This window comes from Streptomyces sp. NPDC127177, from assembly GCF_042672475.1.
Classification (GTDB): Bacteria; Actinomycetota; Actinomycetes; order Streptomycetales; family Streptomycetaceae; genus Streptomyces.
This window is the reverse complement of record NZ_JBHXUW010000008.1, coordinates 74,592-86,818: the sequence shown is the minus strand read 5'-3', so window position 1 is coordinate 86,818 and position 12,227 is coordinate 74,592. Positions and strand designations below refer to the sequence as shown.

General features: G+C 70.5%; 11 protein-coding genes. 2 read left to right on the top strand and 9 right to left on the bottom strand.

Annotated elements, in window-relative coordinates:
• Positions 1-161 precede the first annotated feature (161 nt).
• The gene (locus ACFVJX_RS08090) at positions 162-449 is read left to right on the top strand and encodes a hypothetical protein (RefSeq protein WP_384127463.1); all 288 of its coding nucleotides are present in this window, start codon (positions 162-164) and stop codon (positions 447-449) included.
• Between the two features lie 171 nt (positions 450-620).
• On the opposite strand, the gene ACFVJX_RS08085 is transcribed toward ACFVJX_RS08090, so the two are convergent.
• Genes ACFVJX_RS08085 through ACFVJX_RS08065 form a run of 5 tightly spaced genes read right to left on the bottom strand, consistent with a single transcriptional unit; the run spans position 621 to position 5,423 of the window.
• Positions 621-2,030 carry a purine-cytosine permease family protein gene (locus ACFVJX_RS08085; protein WP_384127462.1) on the bottom strand — a complete coding sequence of 470 codons (1,410 nt, stop codon included), beginning with the start codon at positions 2,028-2,030 and terminating at the stop codon, positions 621-623.
• Between the two features lie 55 nt (positions 2,031-2,085).
• Positions 2,086-3,021 carry an ABC transporter substrate-binding protein gene (locus ACFVJX_RS08080; RefSeq protein ID WP_384127461.1) on the bottom strand — a complete coding sequence of 312 codons (936 nt, stop codon included), beginning with the start codon at positions 3,019-3,021 and terminating at the stop codon, positions 2,086-2,088.
• A complete protein-coding gene (locus ACFVJX_RS08075; protein WP_384127459.1) occupies positions 3,018-3,704 on the bottom strand; it encodes an ABC transporter permease in 687 nt (228 codons plus the stop codon). The genes ACFVJX_RS08080 and ACFVJX_RS08075 overlap by 4 nt, the downstream gene beginning before the upstream one ends.
• Positions 3,705-3,708: 4 nt before the next feature.
• Positions 3,709-4,359 (bottom strand): ABC transporter permease, encoded by a 651-nt coding sequence (locus ACFVJX_RS08070; protein WP_384127458.1) that lies wholly within the window; start codon positions 4,357-4,359, stop codon positions 3,709-3,711.
• A complete protein-coding gene (locus ACFVJX_RS08065) occupies positions 4,356-5,423 on the bottom strand; it encodes an ABC transporter ATP-binding protein (RefSeq protein WP_384127456.1) in 1,068 nt (355 codons plus the stop codon). The genes ACFVJX_RS08070 and ACFVJX_RS08065 overlap by 4 nt, the downstream gene beginning before the upstream one ends.
• 127 nt (positions 5,424-5,550) lie before the next feature.
• Between ACFVJX_RS08065 and ACFVJX_RS08060 the strand changes: the two genes are divergently transcribed.
• Complete coding sequence (locus tag ACFVJX_RS08060) at positions 5,551-7,110, top strand: aromatic amino acid ammonia-lyase (RefSeq protein WP_384127454.1); 1,560 nt, start codon at positions 5,551-5,553, stop codon at positions 7,108-7,110.
• A gap of 245 nt (positions 7,111-7,355) precedes the next feature.
• On the opposite strand, the gene ACFVJX_RS08055 is transcribed toward ACFVJX_RS08060, so the two are convergent.
• Genes ACFVJX_RS08055 through ACFVJX_RS08040 form a run of 4 tightly spaced genes read right to left on the bottom strand, consistent with a single transcriptional unit; the run spans position 7,356 to position 11,763 of the window.
• Entirely contained in the window at positions 7,356-7,988 is a 633-nt protein-coding gene (locus tag ACFVJX_RS08055) for an isochorismatase family protein (RefSeq protein WP_384127452.1), read from the bottom strand.
• Between the two features lie 58 nt (positions 7,989-8,046).
• Positions 8,047-9,684, bottom strand: coding sequence for a (2,3-dihydroxybenzoyl)adenylate synthase (locus ACFVJX_RS08050; protein ID WP_384127450.1), 1,638 nt, complete (start codon positions 9,682-9,684; stop codon positions 8,047-8,049).
• Positions 9,681-10,886 (bottom strand): isochorismate synthase DhbC, encoded by a 1,206-nt coding sequence (dhbC, locus tag ACFVJX_RS08045; protein WP_384127448.1) that lies wholly within the window; start codon positions 10,884-10,886, stop codon positions 9,681-9,683. The genes ACFVJX_RS08050 and dhbC overlap by 4 nt, the downstream gene beginning before the upstream one ends.
• 49 nt (positions 10,887-10,935) lie before the next feature.
• Positions 10,936-11,763 (bottom strand): 2,3-dihydro-2,3-dihydroxybenzoate dehydrogenase, encoded by an 828-nt coding sequence (locus ACFVJX_RS08040; protein WP_384127446.1) that lies wholly within the window; start codon positions 11,761-11,763, stop codon positions 10,936-10,938.
• Positions 11,764-12,227: the final 464 nt, after the last annotated feature.

The window sequence follows — 12,227 nt, the reverse complement described above, 5'->3', positions numbered from 1 at the left end:
CTCGGGTGCGGCAGTGAAAACCCCCTTCCTTATCGCATATGACGCCGTTCGAAGGGTGTGGCTGCGGGGCATGCCGCCTCCGCCGATCACATGTGCATCCGATCCTCGCCGCATGCCGATCCTGCGTGCGGCGAGGAGATTATGAAGAAAACGAGGAGTAGATGTACGAGGGAAGCACCCCGCTTGAGGATTTCCTGCACACCTTGAATCGGCTGCAGGCCGAATTCGAGCGACGCCTGGGGAGTATCGAACGCACGGCGCTGCCGGGGCCCCTGGTGCCCGCCCATGCGCAGGAACGTAAGCCTTCGTTGAAGTGGACACAGGAAGACGGATACCGCCCGCTCGGACTCGAGGCCATCTGGACCTCGGACCGCACACCGACCGATGTGCGTCCGATCGGTGGACAGGAACCGGTCGCCTCGGCCCACTTGGGCACGCTTGTCGACTGACAGCGGCTGACGATCGGCCGGCGGCTGACTCCCGACGGCACTGGTGTTCCGCGAAACGGAAGCGGGGCGACGCGTGGTCGCCCCGTCCCAAGTCCGAGGCTGAGTGCGGCCCTTTCCGCGCCGCACGCCGCGGGGCAGGCCCTCACATGGGCCTGCGGCATCGTCGGCCGGTCAGCGCTCCCGCGGTGCGGCCGGGGCGTACTGCGCGTCCTGCGGGACGTGCGAGGTGTCGCGACGGGCCAGCAGCCAGTACAGGGCCGCCGGGATCACGAGGCCCACGATCCAGGAGATGTCCGCGCCGCCCAGCGGGGCCACGAGCGGGCCCGTGTAGAAGGCCGTCGCGAGGAACGGGAGTTGGGCGAGGATTCCCACCCCGTAGACCGTGAGGGCGTCCCAGCGCCAGGCGCCGTAGCGGCCCGCGGGGTCGGAGAGCGCCGGTATGTCGTACCGCTCCCGTGAGATCAGGTAGTAGTCGACCAGGTTGATCGCCGACCACGGTGTGAAGAAGGTCAGCAGGAACAGCAGGAAGTCCTTGAAGGACGTCAGGAAGCTGTCCTTGCCCAGGAGTGCCACTGCTGTTCCCGCCACCATGATCAGTGCGATGTACGCGGTCCGGCCGCGCTGCGACAGGGTCTTCTGGCCGCGGAACCCGCTGATCCCGGTCACCATCGACATGAAGCCGCCGTAGGTGTTGAGCACGTTGATGGTCAGCTTGCCGAGCGCGATCACGAAGTACAGGAACGATGCGATCAGGCCCGTGCCGCCCAGGCCGACGACGTATCCGACCTGGTCATCGAGAAAGGCCTCCCCGGCGCTCGCCGCGACGAGCACTCCGAACGTCATCGACCACTGCGAGCCGACGGCCGATCCCGAGAGGGTCCACCAGAACGTGGCCCGTCCCGACGTCGTGCGCGGCAGATAGCGCGAGTAGTCGGCGACGTACGGCCCGAAGGCGAGTTGCCAGGACGCGGCGAGCGACACCGCCAGCAGGAACATCGGCAGGTCGAAGTGTGCGTCACCGAGCAGCGCCGACAGGTCCACGCGATCCAGGAGGCGGATGCCGAGGTAGATGAAGGCGAGCGCGCAGACCACGCTGGCCACCCGGCCAAGGACGTGGATCACCCGGTAGCCGACCGCCGCGGTGACGGCGGTGACGAGGGCGAAGACGATGATGCCGGTGGTGTCGTCGGTGTGCGTGAGCTGGGCGGTGGCCTGTCCCGCGAGGACGCTGCCGCTCGCGAAGAAGCCCACGTACATGAGGACGACCAGCAGGAGGGGGACGACCGCGCCACGCACCCCGAACTGGGCGCGGGACTGGATCATCTGGGGCAGGCCCAGCTTCGGGCCCTGCGCGGAGTGCAGGGCCATGACGGTGCCGCCGAGCAGATTGCCCAGCAGGAGGCCGGTCACCGACCACACCACGTCGCCGCCGAAGACGACGGCGAGCGCGCCCGTGACGACCGCGGTGATCTGGAGGTTGGCGCCGAGCCAGAGGGTGAACTGACTGAACGCCTTCCCGTGCCGTTCGTCGTCCGGGACGACGTCGATGGAGCGTCGCTCCACCAGGTCTTCAGCTGCCATGACTCGGTTACCCGGCCTCTCGCTGGTGTGTTCTGCCGTCTCGGTCCGGTGACGGCTACTTCTTCTTGATCCCGTGCTCTGCCGCCCAGTCGCGCGCGACGTCCTCGGGATCCTTCTTGTCCTTGTCCACCAGGCGGTTGAGCTCGGTGAGGTCCTTGGTCGTCAGCGCGTTGCCGAGGCGGGCCAGCGCCTTGCGGACCGTCGAGTCGGCCTTGCGGTCGGCGATCAGGGGGACGACGCGCTGGCCGGGCACCAGGTTCTTGGGGTCGGTGAGGACGACCCAGTGCTCGGCGACGATGTCGGTGTCGGTGGTGAAGAGGTTCGCGACGTCCACGTCGCCCTTCTTGAGCGCGCCCTTGACCAGTGGCCCCGAGGAGTCCAGGGACTTGAACTCCTTGAACTCCACGCCGTACACGTCCTTCAGGCCCACCGCGCCCACTGTGCGCTTCTTGACCTCGGGTGCCGCGCCGATGACGAGCTTCCCGTTGTGCCGGGCGAGGTCGGCGAGCGAGCTCAGACCGTACTTGTCGGCGGTCTCCCGGGTGACGACGAAGGCGTCGGAGTCCTCCGCCGTGCCGTACGGAAGGATCTGGAGGCCGGCCGGCAGGACCATGGCGAGGGCGTTCTGCATCTCGCCCTCCTCCGTGGCGGTGGCCTTCGCGTCGAGGTAGTGCAGCAGCGCGCCCTGGTATTCGGGCAGGAGGTCGATGTCGCCGCCCTTGAGCGCGGGGATGAGGATCTCGCGGGTGCCGAGGTTGGGGCGGACCGTGGTCTTCACTCCGGCCGCCTCGAGAGCGGCGGCGTAGAGGTGGCCGAGGACCTGGTTCTCGGTGAAGTTGGCGGTGCCGATGGTGACACCGTCCTTGCTGGAGCCCCCGCCTCCGCCACCCGATCCCTGCCCGTCGAGTGAGGTGATCCCACCGCTGCAGGAGGCGAGTGCGGGGACGGCGGCGGCGGCGAACAGCCCGCCGATGAGGTTCCTTCGGTTCATCGTGCTTGCTCCTGGGCCGACTTGGCGGGGCGGTTGCTGAAAAGGAAGCGCTGGAGTGCGGCGAGCGCCAGATCGAGTACGACGGCGACGACTGCCACGAGCACGGCACCGCCGAGCACCTGTACGAGATCGCGTTGGGCGAGCCCGTCGAACACGTACCGGCCGAGCCCGCCGAAGGAGACGTACGCGGCGATGGTGGCCGTCGCGACGACCTGGATGAGCGCGAGCCTGAGCCCGGTCATGATCAGGGGGAGCGCGAGGGGGAGCTCGATCTGGAGGAGGACCTGGTGCCCGCGCATCCCCTGCCCGCGCGCCGCGTCCCGCACCTCGGGGTCGACGGCGGTCATCCCGGCGTACGTGTTGGTGACGATGGAGGGTACGGCGAGCGCCACCAGGGCGATGTAGACGGGCCACATCGACAGACCGCTGGCGAGGAAGACCAGGACGACGAGCCCGACCGTGGGCAGCGCGCGTCCGAAACCGGCGAGGTTGATGGCGAGGAAGGCGCCCCGCCCGGTGTGCCCGATGAGCAGCCCGACCGGCAGCGCGATGGCGGCGGCGATGAGGGTGGCGAGCAGCGAGTACTGGAGATGCTCGGCGAGGCGGTGCCCGATGCCGTCCGGGCCGGCCCACTGGTCGCCGCTGACCAGCCAGGCGCCGAGGCCCTTGAAGAGTTCGTACATGAGGTCAGGCCCCCTGCTTCTGTCGGCGGGTCCAGGGGGTCAGGACGTACTGGAGGATGACGAGCAGCGCGTCCGCGACGAGTGCGAGGAGCAGGGTCAGGACGACGCCGACGATGACGGGGGTGGGGAAGTTGCGCTGGAACCCGTCCGTGAAGAGCTGCCCGAGCCCGCCGTCGCCGATGTACGTGGCCACGGAGACGAGGGAGATGGCCATCACCGTCGCGATCCGCACCCCCGCCATGATCACGGGCAGCGCGAGGGGCAGTTCGACGGTGAGCAGGGTGCGCAGCGGCCGGGTGCCCATGGCCTCGGCGGCCTCCTTTGTCCTGGCGGGGACGGAGTCCAGGCCCTCGACGGTGTTCCGCAGGAGCACGACGAGCGTGTAGATCGTCAGGCCGATGACGGTGGTGGTGCGGGTCAGTCCGCTGACCGGCAGCAGGAGTACGAAGACGGCGATGGACGGGATGGTGAACAGTACGTTCGACAGCCCGAGGAGGAGCCCGCGCAGTCTGCGTACGCGGTGCGCGACCACGGCCAGGGGGAGGGAGACGACCAGGCCGAGGAGTACGGCGGTGAGGGCGGCCTGGAGGTGGGAGAGGGCGAGGGTGGTGAGATCACCGGCGTGGTCGGATATCCACGACCAGTCGACGCTCATGCGACCACCTTGCTCGCCTCGCTGTGCACGTGCCCCGCGTGGTCGTGGATGTCCTCGCGGGACGTCACACCCGTGAGGACGCCGTCCGTGTCGACCCTGGCGACCAGCCCGCTCGGCGCCGCGATCGACTCGTTGAGCGCCGAGAGGAGCGAGTCCGTGTCCCGCAGGGGCCGGGCGGGCGTCTGCGCGTCGGTCTCGCTGTCGCGCCAGGCCAGCGGCTTGCGCGCGGCGTCGAGGGTCAGCTGCCAGCGGCCGCCTTCGGGTGCGGGCCCCTGGGGGACGTCCGCGAGCGTCGTCAGGGACAGCAGCTTCAGTCCGCGCTCCGCGCCCAGGAAGTCCGCGACGAAGGCGTCCGAGGGGCGGGCCAGGAGTTCCGCCGGTCCGGCGCACTGCACGAGGTGGCCACCGGTGCGGAAGACGGCTATGCGGTCACCGAGCCGTACGGCTTCGTCGATGTCGTGCGTGACGAAGACGATGGTCTTCTTCAAGTCCCTCTGAAGACGCAGTAGTTCGTCCTGGAGCTGGGTGCGGACCACGGGGTCCACAGCGCCGAACGGCTCGTCCATGAGCAGTACCGGAGGGTCCGCCGCGAGCGCGCGGGCCACGCCGACGCGCTGCTGCTGACCGCCGGAGAGCTGGTGCGGGTAGCGCTTGCCGGCGTCGGCGGCGAGGCCGACCGTCTCCAGGAGTTCCGCCGCCCGGGCCCGCGCCTTCTTCCGGCCCCAGCCGAGCAGGAGCGGCACGGTCGCGATGTTGTCCAGGACCGTGCGATGCGGGAAGAGCCCGGACTGCTGGATGACGTAGCCGATGGAGCGGCGCAGCTCGGCGGCGTCCTGCTCCAGGACGTCCTTGCCGTTGACCCGGATCGTCCCCGAGGTCGGATCGACCATCCTGTTGATCATGCGAAGGGTCGTCGTCTTGCCGCAACCGGAAGATCCGACGAGGACGGTCACGCCGCCTTCCGGCAGTTCAAGACTGAGGTCGTGCACTGCGGTTGTGCCGTTCGGGAAGCGCTTGTGGACCTTGTCGAATTGGATCATGAGGAGTCCCTTGCCCGGCTGCATATCATCATGCAGAGTTCTCGGTGACTGAATAGGTTGTCAATAGGTAGTCGCCGCACAGGCGTAAATCCCTGGTTACGAGTGGTCGTAGGGCAAGACGGAGCGCCTGTTTGAGGAGGAATTGCGAGTGATGTCGTCTCATATCGTGAACGGGGTGACCGACAACAGCGACGCGATCGTCGTCCTCGACGGCCGTGGACTGATGGTCGCAGATGTCGTACGTATGGCCGAATCCACCGCAAAGCCCATTCCGGCGGCAGACGGGATGAAGCGCGTGGAGACCTCGTGGAACGCCGCGCGGGAAATCGCCTCCTGGGGGCGCGTCTACGGTCGCTCCACCGGCGTGGGCGCAAACCGGAATGAGTCCGTACCGACGGAGGCGGCCGCCGACCACGGCCTGCGGCTACTGCGCAGCCATGCCGGGGCGATCGGCGACGAGCTGCCCGCCCGCCAGGTCCGTGCCATGCTCGCGGTCCGCGCCAACCAGCTGCTCGCGGGCGGTGCGGGCCTGCGCCCGACCGTCGTCACGGCACTCTGCGAGGCCCTGGCCACGGGCGCCTGGCCCAAGGTCAACGAATTCGGCTCGGTCGGCACCGGTGACATCGCCGCCCTCGCACAGATGGGCCTCGCGCTCGCGGGCGAACACCCCTGGCAGGGTGCGGGCGCCGCTCCCGAGCCGCAGCCCCTCGACAACAACGACGCCCTCGCCCTGATCAGCAGCAACGCCCTCACGCTCGGCCAGTCCGCGCTCGCCCTGCACGAGCTGCGTGGTCTGATCGCGGCCACACAGGTGGTGGCGGCGCTGTCCCTGATGGCGACCGACGGTTCGTACGAGGCGTACGCGCTGCCCGTGCACGAGGCGCGGCGGCACGCCGGTTCGTACGCGGTCGCGGAACGGATGCGGCTGCTGCTCGGCGCGCCCGACCGTCCCCGGCCGCCCCTCGGCCGGATCCAGGACCCCTACGGCTTCCGCTGCGTGCCGCAGATCCACGGGCCGGCGCACGACGCGGCGGACGCACTCGAAGACGTCCTCTCGATCGAGATCAACGCGGCGGCCGAGAACCCGCTGATCTCGGCCGACGACATGGCGGCCTACCATCACGGCGGCTTCTATCTCGCCCAACTCGCCCTGTCCCTGGACCACTTCCGCCTGGCGGTGGCGCAGGTGGCGCGGTTGTCGACCTCGCGTCTGTCCACGCTGAACGAACCGGGCTTCACCCGCCTGCGGCCCTTCCTCGCGGACGGGGAGCCGGCGTCGTCGGGCGTGATGATCCTCGAGTACGCGGCGGGGGCGGCGCTCGGGGATCTGCGGGCTTTCTCCGCGCCCGCGTCACTCGGCCACGCGGTGCTCTCCCGGGGCGTCGAGGAGCAGGCGAGCTTCGCCTCGCTGGCGGCGCGCCAGACACTGCGCGCCTGCCAGGCCTACCGGCTCGTGGTGGGCTGCGAACTCGTGGCGGCGGTGCGGGCGTTGCGCCAACGAGACATGCGGCTCGATCCGGAACTGCCGGTCGGCCGCGCCTTCGCACTGGCGGACGCGGTCCTCGACGCGGAACTGGCCGACCGGCCGCTGACGGACGATGTGGCGGCGGCGGCCGCCCTGCTCGACCGGTTCACCGGGCTGTGGCTGGAACTCGGGTCCGCCGGCGGAACGGCCTTCGACGGTGCGGGTGCGGTGCGGGGCGCTGTCTGAGCGCGGCCACGGGCCTGCCGGAGTGGGCGGGGGCGGCGGGGTACGTGCCCGCCGCGCGCAGGCGGTGCCCAGGGGCACGCCCCTGGGCACGCGCACGGCAGTACGTGCGATCCCTCCGGGGGAACGGCACTCACGGCCGTGATCACGCCGGGTGGCGTGACCCGGGCGTGGACGGCCCCGTACGGCGTCGCCGCTCGTGCGGGTGAGGCCGTACCGGGTTGCTCAGGGGCGCGCGGCCGCGACCGTCACTTCTCCCCGAAGACCTCGCGGGTGGTGGTGACGACGGCGCACTTTCCGGCCGCCCAGCGCAGCGCCATCGCGTGGTCGTCGGCGGAGAAGTCGGCCACCGCGTCGGCCACCACGAAGGCCTGGATGTCCTGCATCCAGGCGTCGCACGCGGTCATCAGGACACCGATGTGGGCGTAGACGCCGGTGATGACGATCTGGTCCCGGCCCTGCTCGCGCAGCCGCTCCAGGAGATCGGTGCGGACGAATCCGCTGTACTTCCACTTGGTGAGCACCGTGTCGCCCTCGTCGGGCGCGACGGCCGGTGCGATGGCGGCGGCGTGCGGGTCGTCGGGCAGCCCGGGGCCCCAGAAGTCCTGCTGCAGGCCGCGCTCTTCGGGGCTCTGGCCGCCGGGCTGCGCGGTATAGAGCACCGGTACCCCGAAACGTGCCGCATCCTTCTTCAACTCGGCTACGTGTGCGAGGAGTTCGGGAATCGGGGCGGAATCGGTGTCATAGGCCGACAGGAAGTAGTTCTGCAGGTCGTGGACGAGGAGTACGGCGCGGGCGGGATCGACGGTCCATTCGACCCGGTTGGCGGGCAGCTCGTCGGCGGCCGGCATGGGGTAGGGGGCAATGGCGGGCAGGGCCATGGTGCTGGGATTCCGTTCGGGGTCGAGAGGGGAGGGCCGGGGAGGCGGGGCAGGAGGGTCAGGCGGCCGGGGAGGCGGACGCGCCGCGGGCGGCGGCGGTCCGCAGGTCCTTCTTGGAGATCTTCCCGACGCCGGTCTGCGGGAACGTCTCCACGAACTCGACCCGGTCCGGCACCTTGTACGCGGCCAGACCCCGCTCCCGCACGAACCGCTTGATGTCCACCGGCTTCAGCGGGCCCTCGCCCGGGTGCAGGATCACGTACGCGCAGACGCGTTCGCCGAGATACGGATCGGGCTCCGCCACCACGTTGGCGTCGTGCACGGAGGGATGGGCGAGGATGTGGTTCTCCACCTCCTCGGCGGCGACCTTCTCACCGCCCCGGTTGATCTGGTCCTTGGCGCGCCCCTCGACGACGATGTGCCCGCTCGGGGTGACCCGGACGACGTCGCCCGTGCGGTAGAAGCCGTCCTCGGTGAACGAACGGGCGTTGTGCTCCGGTGCACGCCAGTAGCCGCGGATCGTGTAGGGCCCGCGGGTCAGCAGATGACCCGTCTCGCCCGGCGCGACCTCACGGTCCTCGTCGTCCACGACGAGGATCTCGTCGTCCGGCGAGATGGGCCGCCCCTGGGTGGTGACGATCACCTCGACGGGATCGTCCAGCCGGGTGTAGTTGACCAGGCCCTCGGCCATCCCGAAGACCTGTTGCAGGGTGCAGCCGAGCGCGGGCCGGACCCGCCGTGCCGCCTCCTCGCTGAACTTGGCGCCGCCCACCAGCAGCACGTCCAGGCTGCTCAGGTCGTGCGAGGTGGTGGCTGCCGCCCGGGTCCACAGCAGGGCCAGCGGCGGTACGAGCCCGGTGAGCGTGACCTTTTCCCGCTCGATCAGCGGGAAGGCCGCTTCGGGGGAGGGCTGCGGGCACAGCACCACACGCCCGCCGGCGTACAGCGTGCCGAGCGAACCGGGCGACGACAGTGGGAAGTTGTGGGCCGCGGGCAGGGCGCAGAGGTAGACGCTGTTCTCGTCGACCCCGCAGATCTCGTTGGATCCGCGCAGCGAGTAGATGTAGTCGTCGTGGGTGCGCGGAATCAGTTTCGGTACGCCGGTGCTGCCGCCGGAGAGCTGGAGGAAGGCCAGTTCGTCCGGGCGCGGGGCGCCGTAACCGACCGGGTCCTCCGGCACGTCGGACAGTGCCTCGAACTCGCCCGGGTCCCCGTCGGCGACGAACACGTGCCGCAGCGTGCCTGCGCCCGCGCGGGCCTTCGCCGCGAGCTCGCGGTAGTCGTAGCCGCCGTGTTCCGCCGCGATGACGTACGCGACCGCCTCGGTGAACTCGCAGAAGTACGAGATCTCCGTCTCGCGGTGGGCCGGAAGCGCGAAGACGGGCAGTGCGCCGATCCGGAACAGCGCGAAGACGACCTCGAAGAACTCGGCGATGTTGGGCAGTTGAACCACCACCCGGTCGCCCTTGGTGATGTCGCGGGAGAGGAAGCCCGCGGCGAGCCGGTCGGCGCGCCGGTCCAGCTCCGCGTAGCTCCACCGCACTCCCGCGACGGGATCGACCACGGCGATCCGGTCCGGGTGCGCCTCGGCACGCTCCCTGAGCATGGAACCGAAGGTCTCCCCGCGCCACCAGCCCGCTCGCCGGTACCGATCGGCGAAGTCGGACGGCCAGGTCGGTGCGTCGTCCAGGCTCACAGTTCGGCCCCCACGGCGCTGAGGAAGGTACGGAATTTGGCGGCCGTCTCGGCGGTCTCCGCCTCCGGCTCGGACGCGGCCACGATGCCCGCACCCGCGTAGAGGCGCAGCATGCGCTCCTCGGCCTCGGCGCAGCGGATCGTGACGACCCACTCCCCGTCGCCCCGTGCGTCGCCCCAGCCCACCACTCCGGTGAAGAACCCGCGGTCGAACGGCTCGGTCTCCGCGATGACCTGACGGGCCGTCGAGGTGGGGGTGCCGCACACGGCGGGGGTGGGATGCAGGGCGCAGGCCAGCGTCAGCGCCGAGGTATCGGGGGAGCCGAGCGTGCCGGTGACCGTGGTGGACAGGTGCCACATGGTGGCGGTGCGGATCAGGGTCGGCCGGGCGGGGACGGTCATCTCCGAGCAGTACGGCGCCAGGGCCTGGTGGACGGCGTCCACGACGACGGCGTGCTCGTGGAGGTCCTTCACGGACTCCAGCAGCGTGGCGGCACGGCGCACGTCCTCGGCGAGGTCGCTGCTGCGCGGGGTGGACCCGGCGAGCGGATTGGCGACCACCTGCTGCCCCTGGCGGGACACGAGCAGTTCCGGGCTGGCACCGATGAGGGTGCGGCCGGCCCCGGTCGGCAGCGCGAAGGTGTAGCCGAGCGGGTCGCGACGGGCCAGCCGCTGGAGCATCGCGGGCAGGTCGAGCGGGGCGGAGGAGGTGAGTTCGAGGGTGCGGGCGAGCACCACCTTGCTGAACTCCCCACGCCACATGCGCTTTACGGCCGAGGCGACGCCGGCTCCGTAGACCTCGGGTCCCGGCACCGGGCGTATCCGCCAGTCCGCCGAGCCGGACACCCCGACGGGCAGGGCGATCAGCGGGTCGGAGGCGAGCGGCGGCGCGATGCGCACCGCCTCGGGAACGGAGAGGGCGGCCGGTGCCTCGTGGTCGAACGGGATGGCGCCGATGACCACGGGCGACTCCTGCCCGGCTGCCGCGGCCTCGGCCAGGGTGGCGCCGACCCGCTGGTCCAGGGGCCGCGCGTCGTGCGGTACGGGGCGTGCGGCGCCGTGGGCCAGGAGGGTGCGGCCAGGAGTGGCGAGGAAGCGGTCGCCCGGTCTGTAGAGGTCCAGCAGTGAGGTGGCCGCGCCTACGGCAGGATGGGCCGGATCGGCCGGGGGTACGTGCGTGGCGACCTGGGATGCCGTCGACACAGGGACTCCATTCTCGGATTTCGTCAGTGGGGGAGGGTGCGGGGGCGCTTCAGCGCAGGGTCGCGCCGCCGTCGACGTAGAGCTCCTGCATGGTGATGTGGCGGGCGCGGTCCGAGGCGAGGAAGGCGACGGCGTCGGCGATGTCCTGCGGGGCCGCGATCCGGCCCAGCGGGATGCCGGTGCGGTAGGTCGCCGGGTCCCCGTCGATGACCCGCTGTTCGGCACCGGACCCGGTCCACAGGGCGCGTTGCATCGCGGTGTCCGTCGATCCGGGGGCGACGACGTTGCAGCGGACGCCGCTGCGGGCGAGTTCGAGGCCGAGACACTTGGTGAACATGGTGGCCGCCGCCTTCGACGCGGCGTAGGCCGCCATGCCGGTACGGGGTATTCCCGCGGCGTTGGAACCGACGGTGACGACGGCGCCGCCGCCGCGGGCGGCCATCAGCGGCGCGAGGGTCTGCGAGACGTTGAAGACACCGTTGGTGTTCACCGCGAAGGTGTCCGACCAGTCCTTGACGGAGAGTTCGGCGGCGGGGCCGGGGCGCAGGATGCCCGCGACGTTCACGAGCACGTCCACGGGGCCGAGTTCGCGCTCCACACGTGCCACGGTCCGCTCCACTGATGGACGTTCGGTGACGTCCATGGCGTACGGCTCCAGGCGCCCCGCCGAGCGGACGGTTCCCGGTTTCGTCTGTCGCCGGTCCCACTGGGCGGACAGGGCTTCGACGCCGTCCAGTGCGCGGTCGGTCGCGGCCACCCGGGCACCGAGGGTGGCGAGCAGTTCGGCGACGGCCGCCCCGATGCCTTGCGCGGCACCGGTCACCAGGGCGGTGCGGCCATCGAACTCACCACTTCTGCCCGGTATGTGCTCATACATGAGCAACCTCCTACGGGGGTGTTAGGTAAGGGTAACCTAACTTACGATCCATGATCGGCGCGAGCGGGGTCGATGGAATGTGTCCTTCTTTGCGCATCTTGTCCGATCGGCGTTCCCGCGGGCCGATGTGACTGGCAGTCATGTCGAGCAGGGATGGGTCGCGGTGGCATGCGCGCGGGGTCTACGTGCATGTACCCAGCGTCCTTGGGTTAGGTTAGCCTTGCCTGGCTGTGAGCGGGAGAGGGGGAGTCCATGTGTGAGGTACCACCGGAGCGGACCGTGGGGGCGCGCGCTGTGCCGCCGTCTCCCGTGCGCCGCGCGAGCATGTGCCGCGCGCCCCGGCCCCGGGCCGATCGCGTGAGACGGCCCCGCGCAACCGGCCGTCGCGGCCGTTGACTTCTCCCGCCACGCCATGACCGGGCGCGCGCGTACGCCGCCCCGGGATGACGTGATCGTCCTCGCCG

Coding starts and splice junctions, on each gene's coding strand:
- ACFVJX_RS08090 (WP_384127463.1), top strand. CDS start 162: ATGTACGAGGGAAGCACCCCGCTTGAGGATTTCCTGCACACCTTGAAT.
- ACFVJX_RS08085 (WP_384127462.1), bottom strand. CDS start 2,030: ATGGCAGCTGAAGACCTGGTGGAGCGACGCTCCATCGACGTCGTCCCG.
- ACFVJX_RS08080 (WP_384127461.1), bottom strand. CDS start 3,021: ATGAACCGAAGGAACCTCATCGGCGGGCTGTTCGCCGCCGCCGCCGTC.
- ACFVJX_RS08075 (WP_384127459.1), bottom strand. CDS start 3,704: ATGTACGAACTCTTCAAGGGCCTCGGCGCCTGGCTGGTCAGCGGCGAC.
- ACFVJX_RS08070 (WP_384127458.1), bottom strand. CDS start 4,359: ATGAGCGTCGACTGGTCGTGGATATCCGACCACGCCGGTGATCTCACC.
- ACFVJX_RS08065 (WP_384127456.1), bottom strand. CDS start 5,423: ATGCAGCCGGGCAAGGGACTCCTCATGATCCAATTCGACAAGGTCCAC.
- ACFVJX_RS08060 (WP_384127454.1), top strand. CDS start 5,551: ATGTCGTCTCATATCGTGAACGGGGTGACCGACAACAGCGACGCGATC.
- ACFVJX_RS08055 (WP_384127452.1), bottom strand. CDS start 7,988: ATGGCCCTGCCCGCCATTGCCCCCTACCCCATGCCGGCCGCCGACGAG.
- ACFVJX_RS08040 (WP_384127446.1), bottom strand. CDS start 11,763: ATGTATGAGCACATACCGGGCAGAAGTGGTGAGTTCGATGGCCGCACC.